This window comes from Streptomyces sp. HM190, from assembly GCF_009857135.1.
Lineage (GTDB): Bacteria > Actinomycetota > Actinomycetes > Streptomycetales > Streptomycetaceae > Streptomyces > Streptomyces heilongjiangensis.
In genome coordinates, this window is the sequence record NZ_CP047318.1 from 6,303,796 (window position 1) to 6,318,268 (window position 14,473).

8 protein-coding genes are annotated in these 14,473 nt (G+C 74.1%); 5 read left to right on the forward strand and 3 right to left on the reverse strand.

The window, feature by feature from the left end; all coding sequences use genetic code 11:
- The first annotated feature begins 6 nt into the window (after positions 1–6).
- Positions 7–1,458: an NAD(P)/FAD-dependent oxidoreductase gene (locus GSY65_RS27105; protein WP_159773537.1), complete on the forward strand. Its 1,452-nt coding sequence runs from the start codon at positions 7–9 to the stop codon at positions 1,456–1,458.
- Between the two features lie 210 nt (positions 1,459–1,668).
- Positions 1,669–2,121, forward strand: coding sequence for a hypothetical protein (locus GSY65_RS27110; RefSeq protein ID WP_159773539.1), 453 nt, complete (start codon positions 1,669–1,671; stop codon positions 2,119–2,121).
- On the opposite strand, the gene GSY65_RS27115 is transcribed toward GSY65_RS27110, so the two are convergent.
- Positions 2,118–2,942, reverse strand: coding sequence for a phosphatase PAP2 family protein (locus GSY65_RS27115; protein WP_236580258.1), 825 nt, complete (start codon positions 2,940–2,942; stop codon positions 2,118–2,120). The two genes, GSY65_RS27110 and GSY65_RS27115, sit on opposite strands and share 4 nt — an antisense overlap.
- Positions 2,943–3,287: 345 nt before the next feature.
- Entirely contained in the window at positions 3,288–4,631 is a 1,344-nt protein-coding gene (gene gabT / locus GSY65_RS27120; RefSeq protein WP_159773543.1) for a 4-aminobutyrate--2-oxoglutarate transaminase, read from the reverse strand.
- A 339-nt stretch (positions 4,632–4,970) separates the two neighbouring features.
- On the opposite strand from gabT, the gene GSY65_RS27125 reads away from it, so the two are divergent.
- The 3 genes from GSY65_RS27125 (at position 4,971) to GSY65_RS27135 (ending at position 11,083) form a co-directional block, all read left to right on the forward strand.
- Positions 4,971–7,103: an ATP-binding protein gene (locus tag GSY65_RS27125; protein WP_159773545.1), complete on the forward strand. Its 2,133-nt coding sequence runs from the start codon at positions 4,971–4,973 to the stop codon at positions 7,101–7,103.
- 195 nt (positions 7,104–7,298) lie between these two features.
- A complete protein-coding gene (locus GSY65_RS27130) occupies positions 7,299–9,161 on the forward strand; it encodes a PucR family transcriptional regulator (protein WP_159773547.1) in 1,863 nt (620 codons plus the stop codon).
- A 476-nt stretch (positions 9,162–9,637) separates the two neighbouring features.
- Positions 9,638–11,083 carry an aldehyde dehydrogenase family protein gene (locus tag GSY65_RS27135; protein ID WP_159773549.1) on the forward strand — a complete coding sequence of 482 codons (1,446 nt, stop codon included), beginning with the start codon at positions 9,638–9,640 and terminating at the stop codon, positions 11,081–11,083.
- Between the two features lie 166 nt (positions 11,084–11,249).
- Here the strand turns inward: GSY65_RS27135 and GSY65_RS27140 are convergent, their stop codons facing one another.
- Entirely contained in the window at positions 11,250–14,105 is a 2,856-nt protein-coding gene (locus tag GSY65_RS27140) for a glycoside hydrolase family 3 C-terminal domain-containing protein (RefSeq protein WP_159773551.1), read from the reverse strand.
- Between the last annotated feature and the right edge of the window lie 368 nt (positions 14,106–14,473).

Sequence of the window (14,473 nt, forward strand, 5' to 3'; positions counted from 1 at the left end):
GACATCATGGCCCCAAGCGCCATGCCCTTCCATTCCCGGGGCAACACCCCCGGACCCCCTGGCTGGACAAAGTCCCTCTCCGACGCGCAGCCGGTCCCGTACTGGCTCGAAGATCCCGGCAAGCCCCGCCCCGAGCCCGCCCTCACCGGTGCCGAGACCTGCGACCTGCTGGTCGTCGGCGGCGGCTACAGCGGACTGTGGACCGCGCTCATCGCCAAGGAGCGCGACCCCGGACGGGATGTCGTCCTGCTGGAAGGCCGTGAGGTGGGCTGGGCCGCCTCCGGACGCAACGGCGGCTTCTGCGCCGCCTCCCTCACCCACGGTCTGGCCAACGGCCTCAGCCGCTGGCCCGGCGAGATCCACAAGCTGGAGGAGCTGGGCGCCCGCAACCTCGACGAGATCGAGGCGGCGGTCGCCCGGCACGACCTCGACTGCGACTTCGAGCGCACCGGTGAGATCGACGTCGCCACCGAGACCTACCAGGCCCGGGAACTGCGCGACTGGTACGACGAGATCAGCCGCAGGGGCCTCGCCGACGGCATCGAGTTCCTCGACGCGGACGCCGTGCGCGAGCAGGTCGCCTCACCGACCTTCCAGGCCGGACTGCACGACCGCCGGGGTGTCGCCATGCTCCACCCCGCGAAGCTCGCCTGGGGCCTCAAGCGCGCCTGCCTCAGGCTCGGCGTCCGCGTCCACGAGCACACCCCCGCGCTCAGCCTGAAGGCGTACGGCGCCGGCATGGCCGTCCGTACCCCGTACGGCCAGGTCCGCGCCCGTCAGGTCGCCCTCGGCACCAACATCTTCCCCAGCCTGGTCAGGCGCGTGCGCGCGTACACCGTCCCGGTCTACGACTACGCCCTCATGAGCGAGCCGCTCACCGCCGACCAGCTGGCGTCGATCGGCTGGAAGAACAGGCAGGGGCTCGGGGACTCCGCCAACCAGTTCCACTACTTCCGGCTCTCCGCCGACAACCGCGTCCTGTGGGGCGGGTACGACGCCATCTACCCGTACGGCGGCCGGGTGCGCGCCGAGTACGACGACCGGCCGGAGACGTACGCCAAGCTCGCCGGACACTTCTTCACCTGCTTCCCGCAGCTGGAGGGCGTCCGCTTCACCCATGCCTGGGGCGGCGCCATCGACACCTGCTCCCGCTTCTCGGCGTTCTTCGGCACCGCCCACCAGGGCCGGGTCGCGTACGCGGCCGGGTACACCGGACTGGGCGTGGGCGCCACGCGGTTCGGCGCGGAGGTCATGCTCGACCTGCTCGCGGGGGAGCGCACCGAGCGCACCGAGCTGGAGATGGTCCGCAAGAAGCCCCTTCCGTTCCCGCCGGAACCGTTCGCCTGGACCGGTATCACCCTCACCAAGTGGTCCCTCGCCCGCGCCGACGCCCACGGCGGCCGGCGCAACCTCTGGCTGAAGGCCATGGACCGCCTGGGGCTGGGCTTCGACAGCTGACACCGAGCAGGATGGAGGGGGCGCACCGCAGCCCTCGCGAGCCAGGGGCGTACGCCGCGAACGGACAGGCGTACGCCCTGCTTGCGTGTCGTCATCGGATTCACCACCAAGACATGGGGGAAACCCGCGTAATGCCCGCCCCGCACCGCTGTCTGTGCTCCTGACGCGACACCGCGTCCGACGGAGCTCTACAGAGAGGAAGGTCCCGTCATGACTGGGGCCAAGACGGCGATCGAGTGGCTGGCAGCGGTGGCACCGGATCCCGACGCCTGCCGCTGGGAATGGGAACGCAACCCCCTCGGAGTCACCCTGCTCCCGGCGGGCCGGGCCTGGGACGTGCTGATTCTGCCGGGGCAGCTCGGCTACCCCACGCTGGACGTCCTGACCCGCATCATCGACCAGCCCGGGCCCGTGCTCGTCGACTTCGGCGACGACCGCATGGGCTTCTTCGTGCCCCCGGGCACCGCCTCCCGCTGGCTCGGCACCGGTGTGCGCAGCGCGGGCCGCGGCACCTGGATCGTGGTGCCCTACCCCGGCCGGACGTCCGGCGGTGTCCGCTGGCTGGTCCCCCCGGACGGCACCGGCACCCTCACCGACCCGGCCCTGCTGGAGCTGGCGATGCACGAGGCGGCGGCGGGCCTCCCCCGAGACCGGGACCGCTAGGGGGTGCGGGAGCGATGGCGCGACCAGCGGCCCAGGGCGACGAGGAGCGTCGCGCACACGCACCAGCTCGCCACGACGTCGAGCGGCCAGTGGTACCCCTGGCGCACCAGGCCGGCACCGACGCCCAGGTTGACCACGAGCGCGCCGGCGACGGCCGCGCCGCGCGCCGGGGCGCCGCGCAGCCAGGGCAGGAGCAGCAGGGCGGCGGCCCCGTAGGCGACGGCGGCGGTCGCGGTGTGGCCGGACGGGTAGAAACCCGTGCCCGGTCCCATGATCGGAGGGCCGGTGCGGGCGACCAGTTCCTTCAGGGGGACCACCCACAGCGGTACGGCCGCCATGAGCGCGGCGGCGCCGGCGGCGGGCCGCCACCAGTGGTCCGCACCGGTGGCACGCGCGCGCCACGCGACGTACGCGAGGACGAGCGCGAGCACGGGCACGGCGACCGTGACGTTGCCGAGGTCGGCGAGGAACTGCGCGGCGGGCCCGCGCCGCACGAGGGAGTCGCTGAGGCGTTCGTCCGCGCGGGCCAGCGGTCCGTGCGCGACGACCTGCCAGGTGATCAGCGCGAAGAGGAGGACCGGCGGGCCGGGAAGGAGGAGCGCGCGGAGTCCGGGGCGGCGGCCGGACGACATGGTCGGCCGCCCTCGAACAGGGGGGGTGGTTCGAGAGCGGCCGTCCGGATCGGTGTGCCGCGCGCCCCGGGGGGTTTGGGGCGAGCGGCCATCCGATCGGTGAGGAGATCCGGAGCCGGAAGCTCCGGGTGTGTGCGCGAGGGCACGACCAGGGCGAAGCTGGGGAGGCCCCGACCAGGTGTCGCCCACAGTCCCCTGTGGGCGGGGTGTATCTCTCATCTGCTCATGAACCTACGGCAGGCGGTGCGGTGACGACAGGCGAAAGCGCGACCCGACATGCACCTTGCACACCTTCTTCACGCCCTCCGACGCTTGTCCACAGGCACCGGAACCCGGGGTCGGATTCCGGTGCCGACAGGCGTGGGACGTCGGAGGCGGATGACGGGTTCCGTATGCGCGCCCCGTGCGAAGCGGGGGCCGGCAAGGGGCGCGCGGAGGGCTCGCGAAGACGGGCGAGAGGTTCGAGAGCGGCTCGCGAGGGGCTCTCGGCAGAGGCTCGGTGAAGAGGCTCGGGGAGAGGCGCGCGCACCGGGCTCAGACGCGGGTGAACGCCTGCTCGATGATGTCGAGGCCCTCGTTCAGGAGGTCGTCGCCGATGACCAGCGGCGGCAGGAAGCGCAGGACGTTGCCGTAGGTGCCACAGGTCAGGACCAGCAGCCCCTCCTGGTGGCAGGCCTTCGCCAGCGCGGCGGTCGCCTCCGGGTTCGGCTCCTTCGTCGTCCGGTCCTTGACCAGCTCGATGGCGATCATGGCGCCGCGGCCCCGGACGTCGCCGATGACGTCGAACTTCTCGGCCATGGCGGTGAGGCGGGACTTCATGATCGCCTCGATGTGCTTGGCCTTGGTGTTGAGGTCGAGCTCCTTCATCGTCTCGATGGAGCCGAGGGCGCCCGCGCAGGCGACCGGGTTGCCGCCGTAGGTGCCGCCCAGGCCGCCCGCGTGGGCGGCGTCCATGATCTCGGCGCGGCCGGTCACCGCGGCGAGCGGGAGACCGCCGGCGATGCCCTTGGCCGTGGTGATCAGGTCGGGGACGATGCCCTCGTCCTCGCACGCGAACCACTGGCCGGTGCGGCAGAAGCCCGACTGGATCTCGTCGGCGACGAAGACGATGCCGTGGTCGGAGGCGAACTTCCGCACGGCCGGCAGGAAGCCCTTGGCGGGCTCGATGAAGCCGCCCTCGCCGAGGACCGGCTCGATGATGATCGCGGCGACGTTCTCCGCGCCGACCTGCTTGGCGATCTGGTCGATGGCCTGGGCGGCGGCCTCCGGGCCCGCGTTCTCCGGGCCGGTCGGCCAGCGGTAGCCGTAGGCGACGGGCACCCGGTACACCTCGGGGGCGAACGGGCCGAAGCCGTGCTTGTACGGCATGTTCTTGGCGGTGAGCGCCATGGTCAGGTTGGTGCGGCCGTGGTACCCGTGGTCGAACACGACGACGGCCTGCCGCCTGGTGTACGCACGCGCGATCTTCACGGCGTTCTCGACGGCCTCGGCGCCCGAGTTGAACAGGGCGGACTTCTTGGCGTGGTCGCCGGGGGTCAGCTCGGCGAGGGCCTCGGCGACCGCCACGTAGCCCTCGTACGGGGTGACCATGAAACAGGTGTGCGTGAAGTCCTGGAGCTGGGCGGAGGCCCGGCGGACCACGGCCTCGGCGGAGGCGCCGACGCTCGTCACGGCGATGCCCGAGCCGAAGTCGATCAGCCGGTTGCCGTCCACGTCCTCGATGATCCCGCCGCCCGCGCGCGCCGTGAACACGGGCAGCACGGAGCCCACGCCCTGCGCGACCGCGGCGGTACGACGTGCCTGAAGCTCCTGCGACTTCGGGCCGGGGATGGCGGTGACTACGCGGCGCTCCTGCGGAAGCGGCGGAAGGGCGGTCATGGGAGCTCCCTGGTGATCGTGCGTGTGTACGACATCGGGCGTACGGGGCGGGGTCGGCGCTCGTGGCGGCCGGCGGGCGCGGGCGTTCTCGGACGCTTGCCTTCTTTTCTCGCAGGCTAGGGCGGGGACCGGAGGCTGGGCATGCTCCATGTGGGCGTTGTCGGGGATTCGTCTTGTCCGCCTTGGACATGGAGGGACCGTGGGTACGGGTGTGCGTCCCACCGCGTAAAACGGTGAGCCCGGATGAGCACCCGGCCGCGTAAACGGTGAACTCCCTTTCCGGGAGCGTTAGATTGGCTCGCTGATGGTGGACGGAACGGCTGGTCAGGGGGCAAGGCGATGAACAGCGACGGGACGCGGGACGCGCGGGGCACGCATGCGAATCCTGTGCCGCGCCCGGCGGGGTCGCCGGAGATGCCCGCGGTGCCCCCGCTGCCTCCCCTGCCCGCGGGCGTGCCCGGAGCGCCGCCCAGGCCCGACGGGAACGCGTTCCTGACCTGGCTGCGAACCCCCCGGCCGGACGCGGCGCCCGGCGTATGGCGGTTCGGCCACCGGCCGCGGCCCGAGGAGGAGCCCGAGATCGTCCCCGGCCGCCAGCTGCTCGGCGGCGCGGTCATCGCCTTCCTCGTCGGCTGGCTCATCTGGTCCCTGCTCTGGAACGGCTACCTCGGCGGCTGGTGGCTGGTACCGCTCTACGCGATGATCCCGGACTCCTGGGCCCCCGCCCACTCGTACTCCGCGGTCGTCCTCAGCTACGTCTGGTACGTCGTCGTCGCCCTGGCGATCATGATCGGCGTCGGGCGGCTCGGCCGCTGGGGCGAGGTCTGGCGCCGGTACGGCGCGCCGCGCTTCACACGGTCCCAGGAACGCCAGGTCGTCGTCCCGCCGCCCGAGCGGGACCCCGCCGAGTGGCCGCAGCTCAGGGAGGCCGGTGCCGCCGAGGTCGCCGACCGGCTCGTCGCCGAGGCGCGGGACGGGCTCATGCGGGACGTGGATCACGCTCGGATCATGCGGGCCTGGCAGGGCGTGCGCAGCGGGCGGCACAGCATGGCGACGTTCACCGGCGCGGTGCTGAAGGACGGCGCGGCGGCCTGCCTGCATCCGTCGGGGGAGCGGGACCTCCCGGGCCGGCTCGCGCAGCACGACATGGTGACCGGGCAGGTCCGGCTCGGTACGACCGCCGACGACCCCCGCAACCCGTACGCCTACCGCGGCACCGGTCTCGCCCTCGGCCCGGAACTGCTGGGCACGTCCCTGCTGGCCGTCGGGCCCGCCGGGTCGGGCAAGACCGGGGGCGTCGTGTGGCCCGTCGCCGAGTCGCTGTGCCTGCACGCGCTGGCCGGACGCGCCGCCGTGGTGGTCGTGGGCGCGGCGGGCGCGGGCCTCGGCCCGGCCGACGCGTACGACGTCGTCGTCCGCATCGGCAACCCGGAGTCCGTGTACGACCTCGACCTCTACGGCGGCACCACCGACCCCGACGAGGCGGCCGCCGTCCTCGCCGAGGCCCTCGTCGGCGACCTCGCCGACCCGCACCCCGGCGCCGACAGCCGGCGTTCGACGACCGTGCTCGCCCAGCTGCTCGGGCCGTTCCGGGCGGTGCACGGGCGGTTCCCGTCGGTGCCGCAGCTGCGGCAGCTGCTGGACGGCGCCCCCGGCCCGCTGGCCGGGCTGCGCCAGGCGCTCCAGGAGGCGGGCCAGGAGTCGCTGCTGCGGGAGCTGGACGCGCGGGAGCGGCAGCTCGGGCGCCCCGGTGACGTGGGCTCCGTCCTCGCCGACCGGGTCGCCCTGCTCGACCGGCCCGCCTTCGCGGGGTTCTTCGACACCTCCGGGCAGTCCCGGCCGTTCTCGCTCCGGGCGCTCGACCATCCCGTACGGGTCCGCATCGACCTCCCCGAGCGCGGCCACGCCGACGCCTCCCGCATCCTGGCCCGCCTGGTGCTCGCGCAGTTCACGGCGAGCGTGGCGGTACGGGAGGACCGCTCGCTGTTCGCGTGCCTGGTGCTGGACGACGCGACGGGCGTCGTCACCCCCGAGGCCGTACGCGGCATCCAGCGGCTGCGCTCCGCCAACGCGGGCACGGTCCTCACCCTGCGCACCCTCGACGACGTGCCCCGGCCGCTGCGCGGGCCGCTGCTCGGCGCGACCGGCTGCCGTATGGCGCTGTCCGGGATCACCCCGTGGGACGGCCAGGACTTCGCCGAGGTCTGGGGCAAGGAGTGGACCGAGGCGCGGGACGTCACCGACCGGCAGATCATCGCGGACTCCCCGGCGGGCAAGGCGTGGCACGCGCTGCGCCGGGTGATCACCGGGTCCGCGCCGACCGCCCGCGCCGTGACCGTGCGCCAGGTCGAGCGGGAGCGCTGGTCCGCGTCCGAGCTGGCGCACGCCGTGCCGCCCGGCCACGCGGTGCTGTCCCTGACGGACGTCCGGGGCGAGCACGCCCCGCCGCTCCTGGTGAACCTGAGGGGCTGAACGACGCGGGGCCGTCGGTAGCGCAAGGGCGTGCGGGATCAGTCGGAGGGGCGCGCGGTGACCGTACGGTGAGGCAGAATCGGTACAGGCCGTTCATACGCGGCGGCCAAAACCTCCACCGGTGAGCGCCGACCCGGCAGGGATCCCGGTGCCTGGCGCCGCTCCGAGTAGTTCCCGAACCGTTCTGAAGGCCTGATGCCCCCGACGCTCGCCTCGCTCGTCCACCACTCCGCGCTCAAGCTGACCGTGCGGGCGGGCGGGGACCGCCTGGACGTGCCCGTCCGCTGGGCCCACGTCAGCGAGCTGGCCGACCCCGTTCCGTACATGGAGGGCGGTGAACTGCTGCTGATCACCGCGCTCAAGCTGGACGCGGAGGATCCGCAGGAGATGCGGCGCTATGTACGGCGGCTGGTGGGAGCCGGAGTCGTCGGGCTCGGCTTCGCCGTCGGGGTGAACTACGAGGAGGTCCCCGAGGCGCTCGTCGAGGCGGCGGACGCCGAGGGCCTGCCCCTGTTGGAGGTGCCCCGGCGCACGCCGTTCCTCGCCATCAGCAAGGCGGTGTCGGCCGCCATCGCCGCCGACCAGTACCGGGCGGTGACGGCGGGCTTCGCCGCGCAGCGCGAACTCACCAAGCAGGCGCTGGGCGCCGGTCCCGAGGGGGTGCTCGCCGCGCTCGCCGCGCAGGTCGACGGGTGGGCCGCGCTGTACGACGCCTCCGGTGCCGTGGTGGCCGTGGCGCCCGAGTGGGCGGAGCGGCGGGCCGGGCGGCTCACCGCCGACGTCGAACGGCTGCGCGACCGGCCGGCCCCGGCCAGCGCGGTCGTCGGCGGCGAGGACCGCGTCGAGCTGCACTCCCTCGGCACCGGGCGCCGGGCCCGTGCCGCGCTCGCCGTCGGCACGGCCGCCGCGCTGGGCACCGCCGAGCGGTACGCCGTCCACTCCGCGATCGCGCTGCTGACGCTGACGACGGAGCGTTCACGCTCGTTGTACGCCGCCGAGCAGCGGATCGGGGCGGCGGTGCTGCGGATGCTGCTGGCCGGGGAGCCGGACCACGCGCGGGCCGTCGCCGGGGACCTGTACGGGGAACTGCTGGACGCGCCGTTCCGGCTGATCCTCGCGGAATCGGGCTCCGCGTCGGCGGCCCGGGCCCGCGCGGAGGGCACGGTCGGCGGTCCCGGCGCCGTCGCCGGCGGCGGTGCGACGGCCGGCGGCACCCCGAGCGGCGCCGCCGGGAGCGGCGGGGACAGCGGGCGGTACCGGGCCGCCGCGTGGGCCGCCGCGACCGCGAACGGCGATCCGCTCGGGCAGCTCGCCGAGGTCGTCGAGGCCGCGGCCGCGCGGGGCGGGGAGGCGGTGCTCGTCGTGCCCGAGGGCGAGCGGCTCGTCGTGCTCGCCGTCGACGGGGGCGCCGCGGTGGCCGCGTGCGCGGAGTTCGCGGCGGCGCTGGAAGCTGCACGGGCGGCGACCGCGCGCGGCGGCGGGGCGGGCGGGACGTCGGCTGGGGCTTCGGGTGCTTCGGGTGCCGCCTCGGCCGCGCCCGGTCCCGCGGCTTCCGGCCCCGGCTCGGGCCCGGCTCCCCTGTCCGCCTCCGCCGCGGGCGCTGCCGCGGCCTCCGCGTTCACCGAGGAGGAACTCGTCGTCGGTCTCTCCGCGCCCGCCGGGCCCATAGCGGTCTCGGCCGCGTACAAGCAGGCCGAGCAGGCGCTGTCGGTGGCGCGGCGCCGGGGTCGGTGCCTGGTCGAGCACGAGGAACTGGCGGCCGGGTCCGTGCTGCCGCTGCTCGCGGACGACGCCGTACGGGCCTTCGCGGACGGGCTGCTGCGCGCGCTGCGGGAGCACGACGCGACCGGGCGGGGGGATCTGGTCGCCTCGTTGCGGGCGTGGCTGTCTAGGCACGGGCAGTGGGACGCGGCGGCGGCGGATCTCGGGGTGCACCGGCACACGCTGCGGTACCGGATGCGGCGGGTGGAGGAGATCCTCGGGCGGTCGCTGGACGATCCAGATGTGCGGATGGAGCTGTGGCTGGCGTTGAAGGCGACGTCCGCGGCGGGGGAGTGACCGGGGTTCCTCGCCCCCGCAGCCCCTCACCGTCCCATCCCCGGGGGGGTGCGCCCCTCAGGCCCGCCAGGGGGTGGGCATGTGCGGGTGGGTGAGGGCTGGTCGCGCAGTTCCCCGCGTCCCGCAGAAAGCGAGGGCCTGCGCCCCCTAGCCTGACGGAGGAGCCGTAGGCCTTCCTCAGGGGCGCGGGGAACTGCGCGACCAGCCACGAGGCGCCCGCGCCCGCCCGCGGCGCCCGCGCCCGCCCGCGGCGCCCGCGCCCGCCCGCGGCGCCCGCGCCCGCCCGCGGCGCCCGCGCCCGCCCGCGGCGCCCCCACCCCCACCCCCTCAGGCGCCCGGTCCCGCCACCACCGCACCAAAGCGGAGCAACCCCCCGCCCCACTCATACGCGCCGGACAAACGACCCCCCGGCCTGCCGGCCCTACCGTGGAGCCGAGAAGAGGTTGTACTGACGCACCGAAGGGCCGGGAACGACTATGACCGCCACGCACGCCTTCTGGCTCGCCGGCCGCGAGGCCACCGGTGAGACCACGTTCGACGTCACGTCACCCTGGGACGACCGGCTCGTCGGCAGGGTGAGCGTGCCCACGGACGCGCAGGTCGAGGAGGCGGTCGCCGCCGCGTACGCCGTGCGGGACGAGTTCGCGGCCACCCCGGCGCACGTACGGGCCGCCGCGCTGGACCACGTCAGCCGGCGGCTGGCCGAGCGGACCGAGGAGGTCGCGCAGCTGATCTCCGCCGAGAACGGCAAGCCGATCAAGTGGGCCCGCGGCGAGGTCGGCCGTGCCGTGTCCGTGTTCCGGTTCGCGGCGGAGGAGGCCCGCCGGTTCAACGGTGGTGAGGCGCAGCGTCTCGACACCGACCTGGGCGGTCAGGGACGGCTCGCGGTCACGCGCCGCTTCCCGAAGGGCGTCGTCCTCGGCATCGCGCCGTTCAACTTCCCGCTGAACCTGTGCGCCCACAAGATCGCCCCGGCGATCGCGGCCGGTGTGCCGATCATCCTGAAGCCCGCCCCGGCCACCCCGCTCTCCGGTCTCGTCATCGGTGAGCTGCTGGCCGAGAGCGAGCTGCCCGCCGGGTCGTGGAGCATCCTCCCCGTCGCCAACGACCGCATGCCGGCCCTGGTACAGGACGAGCGGCTGCCGGTCATCTCCTTCACCGGTTCCGAGAAGGTCGGCTACGCGATCATGGACTCGGTGCCGCGCAAGCACTGCACCCTGGAGCTGGGCGGCAACGGCGCGGCGGTCGTACTCGCCGACTACGCCTCCGACGAGGACCTCGACTGGGCGGCGAACCGGATCGCGACGTTCTCCAACTACCAGGGCGGTCAGTCCTGCATCTCGGTGCAGCGGGTGATCGCGGACGCGTCGGTCTACGACCGGCTGCTGCCGCGCGTCGTGGCCGCCGTGGAGGCCCAGGTCACCGGCGACCCGTCGGACGCCGCCACCGACGTCGGCCCGCTGGTCAGCGAGGACGCCGCCAAGCGGGTCGAGGCGTGGGTCCAGGAGGCCGTCGACGCGGGCGCCACGCTGCTGACCGGGGGCAAGCGCGACGGCGCCTCGTACGCGCCGACCGTCCTCGCGGACGTGCCCGCCGACGTCACGATCTCCTGCGAGGAGGTCTTCGGCCCCGTCCTCACCCTCCAGAAGGTGGACGGGGAGGCCGCGGCCTTCGCCGCCGTCAACGACTCCAAGTACGGCCTCCAGGCGGGCGTCTTCACCCACGACCTGCAGACCGCCTTCCGCGCCCACCGCGCCCTGGAGGTCGGTGGCGTGGTCATCGGCGACGTCCCGTCCTACCGCGCCGACCAGATGCCGTACGGCGGCGCCAAGCAGTCCGGCGTCGGCCGCGAGGGCGTGCGCTACGCGATGGACGACTACACCTACGAGCGGGTGCTGGTGCTGACCGGTCTCCAGCTCTGAGTCTCCGGGCGGGCCCCGGGACCGGGGATCCGGCGATGCCGGCGCCCGCCCCCTAGCTTCTGACAATCGTTTTCATGTAGTCTGGGGTCAGATCCCGGGACGAAGGGGCCCGGCACCGATGCCTTCCGGTGCCGGGCCCCTTCTGTGTCGGCCTGCTTCCGGACCCTCAACCGGAGAAGCCGACACGCGCGAGCCGCAGCGGGCCGCGCAGTGTGAGGCGGACGTCGTGCACGCCGCCGGCGGCGACGGCGGCCCGGAGGGTCGTGTACGTGTACGGGTCCGCGGTGGGGGTGTCCAGCGCCAGGGTCGCCAGCACCGGGCCGCCGACGAGGGAGAACTCCACGCTTCCCCGGCCCGCCACCTCGACCGACACCCCGGTGACGCCCGGCCCGAAGTCGCAGCCGTTGAAGACCAGTTCGCCCGAGGCGCCGCCCAGCGGGGTCACCGCGTCGCCCGACACCTTCGTACGGTCGACGATCTCCGTGCCGCGCTGCTCGTCGAAGTCCGCCGCGTTCAGGCCGCGTTCGCGCACCGGGCGCGGCATGGACGGCTCGCCCTCGACCTCGACGGTCGTCCGGAGGCGGACGTCCTCGCTGGACGCGCCGGCCAGCACCTCGTAGGCGCCCGGCTCCAGCCGCGGGGTGCCGTGCGCCACGTCCCAGAACTCCAGGACGGACAGCGGCAGCCGGAAGGCCAGCTCGGTCGCGGCGCCGGGGGCGAGGGTGACGCGGCGGTGGCCGACCAGCTCGCGGCGCGGGCGCGGGACGGAGGGCCGCACGGCGCGGACGTAGAGCTGGGCGACCTCGTCGGCGGTCACCGTGCCGGTGTTGGTGACCGTGAAGGACACCGTCAGCTCGCCCCCGCCGCCCGGTCCCGGCCCCACGCGGGCGTCGAGGTTCCCGTACGCGAAGTCCGCGTACGACAGGCCGTGGCCGAACGGGAACAGCGGTTCGCCCTCGAAGTAGAGGTACGTCTGGCGGCCGCCGATCACGTCGTAGTCGAGGAGGTCGGGCAGGTCCGCGTCGGAGGCGTACCAGGTCTGCGGGAGGCGGCCGGCGGGGGAGACGTCACCGGCGAGGACGCGGGCCAGGGCGGTGCCTGCGGCCTGGCCGCCGTGCGCGGTCCACAGGACGGCCGGCAGATCGGCCGGGTCGACGGCGTACGGATAGGCCGAGACCAGGACCAGGACCGTGTTCGGGTTGGCGGCGCGGGCCGCCCGCAGCAGGCGCTCCTGGTGGGCGGGCAGGGCGAGGGTGGTGCGGTCCTCGGTCTCGCGGCCGTTGATGTGCGGGTCGTTGCCCGCGACCACGACCACCACGTCGGCCCCGGCTGCGGCCTCCGCCACCTCCTCCTCGCCGGGCCGCACCACGACGAGGTCGAAGACCTCCGGATTCCCGTCGGCAACCTGCACGCCGTCGGCGGCGACAGTGACGTACCGGCCCGTCCCCGTGTGCCTGAGGAGGTGACCGTTCTCGTGCGGTTCCAGCCGGAACGTCTCCTGGACCACCCAGCCGCCCGGCTGGTCGGCCGCGGCGCGGACCCGGCCGTCCTCGGCGACCGAGAGGTAACGGCCGTCCGGGGCGCGGAGGGTGAGGACACCCCCGCCCCAGTCGACCAGGGCCAGCTCGGTGCCGGTCGGGTCGGTGGTGAGCGGGGGCAGGTCCGTGCGGCCCGCGAGGAGCGCCGGGTCCAGGGCGCCCTCCGCGCCGCGCGACTCGTCGGCGGTGCCGCCGGACTCCGGGACGGCCAGGTACGCGCCGTCCGCCGTGCGCAGCCTCACCCGGTCCACGCCCTCCGCGAACGTCACGCGCTCGGCGCCGAACCGGTCGTGGAGGCCCTCCAGTGGGGTCGAGCGGTGGATGAGGGTGCCGCTGTACCAGTCGAGCTTGCACTCGTCTGCGAGCAGGCCGACGACGGCGATCCGGGCGTCCTCGGCGAGCGGCAGCAGACCGCCGTCGTTCTTCAGCAGGACGATCGCCTGCTCGGCGGCCTCCCGGGCCAGGGCCCGGTGGGCCGGGGTGTCGAAGTCCTTCACGTCGGCGTAGGGGTCGGCGCCGGGGTCGAACTCGCCGAGCCGGAAGCGGACGGAGAGCTGGCGGCGGACCGCCTCGTCGATGTCGTCCTCGGTCAGCAGGCCCCGGTCGAGGGCTCCCCGGATCCTGCCGATCATCGTCGAGTTGTCGGTGCCGTGGTCGGTGAAGCTGTCGACGCCGGCGCGCAGCGAGGCGGCGGTCGCCTCCTCGTGGGTGTCGAAGTAGTGCTCGGAGTCGACCAGGTTGGACGGGGCGCCCGCGTCGGAGCAGACCAGCAGCGGCTCGTCGGTCCAGGTGCGCAGCTGCTCCGCCAGGTAGGGGGAGACGTGGTTGGGGCGGCCGTTGACCAGGTTGTACGCGGGCATCACGCCGGCGACCGCGCCCGCCTCGATGGTCGGGCGGAAGGCCCGCAGGTCGTACTCGTGCAGGACGCGCGGGCGCACCGAGGAGGACGTCTCGGAGCGGTCGGTCTCGTTGTTGTGGGCCAGCCAGTGCTTCAGGACGGGCGCGGTGCGCCAGTACGTGGGGTGGTCGCCGCGCAGGCCCCGGGTGTACGCGGTCGCGATCGCGGAGGTCAGCGCCGGGTCCTCGGAGTAGCCCTCCTCGTTGCGGCCCCACAGGGGGTGGCGCAGGAGGTTCACCGTCGGCGACCAGACGTTGAGGCCGACGCGGTCGTCGCGCGCCCGCATGGCGCGGACCTCCGTGGAGACCGCCTCGCCGACCCGGCGGACGAGGTCCTCGTTCCAGGTGGCGCCGAGACCGACGGCCTGCGGGAACACCGTCGCCGGGCCCATCCAGGCGACGCCGTGCAGGGCCTCCTGGCCGGTGCGGAACGCGGCCACCCCGAGGCGGTCGACGGCGGGCGCGAACTGGTGCAGGAACGCGATCCTCTCGTCCGGCGTGAGCCGCTGGAGCAGGTCGTCGATGCGCTTCGCGACCGGCAGCTGCGGATCACGGAACGGCGGCACGGGCGGCGTCTGAGCGGTCACGTGGGGATCCCTTTGCGATGGAGCGGCACGGGCCTTTCGAAGCGCTTCGATGCTGATTCGACGGTGGGGTGGGTGTCAAGAGACCAAGGTGCAACAGATCCGTTTCCTCGCCGTCATACAGGGCGGGTTCGAGAAGCACGTCAGTGGTCCGTACCTCCGGGAATCTGGGAATCGACCCTTGTGCACCCCCGGTCGTTCACTTAACCTCGCAGCAACATCGAAGCGCTTCGACTGCGAAGGGACCGCTTCGTTCGCCTCCCTCTCCCTTCGCCGGTCATGGGTTCCATCGCTTCAGCACAGCCGGTCCCGCTCGAGACACCGCAGCCGACGGCCACCGCCGGGTGTCCTGGTGTGCGCCATGAAGGGTT

Bases quoted from the DNA above. Each gene is read 5' to 3' on its own strand.
- GSY65_RS27135 (WP_159773549.1), top strand. From the start codon at position 9,638: ATGACCGCCACGCACGCCTTCTGGCTCGCCGGCCGCGAGGCCACCGGT.
- GSY65_RS27125 (WP_159773545.1), top strand. From the start codon at position 4,971: ATGAACAGCGACGGGACGCGGGACGCGCGGGGCACGCATGCGAATCCT.
- GSY65_RS27130 (WP_159773547.1), top strand. From the start codon at position 7,299: ATGCCCCCGACGCTCGCCTCGCTCGTCCACCACTCCGCGCTCAAGCTG.
- gabT (WP_159773543.1), bottom strand. From the start codon at position 4,631: ATGACCGCCCTTCCGCCGCTTCCGCAGGAGCGCCGCGTAGTCACCGCC.
- GSY65_RS27105 (WP_159773537.1), top strand. From the start codon at position 7: ATGGCCCCAAGCGCCATGCCCTTCCATTCCCGGGGCAACACCCCCGGA.
- GSY65_RS27110 (WP_159773539.1), top strand. From the start codon at position 1,669: ATGACTGGGGCCAAGACGGCGATCGAGTGGCTGGCAGCGGTGGCACCG.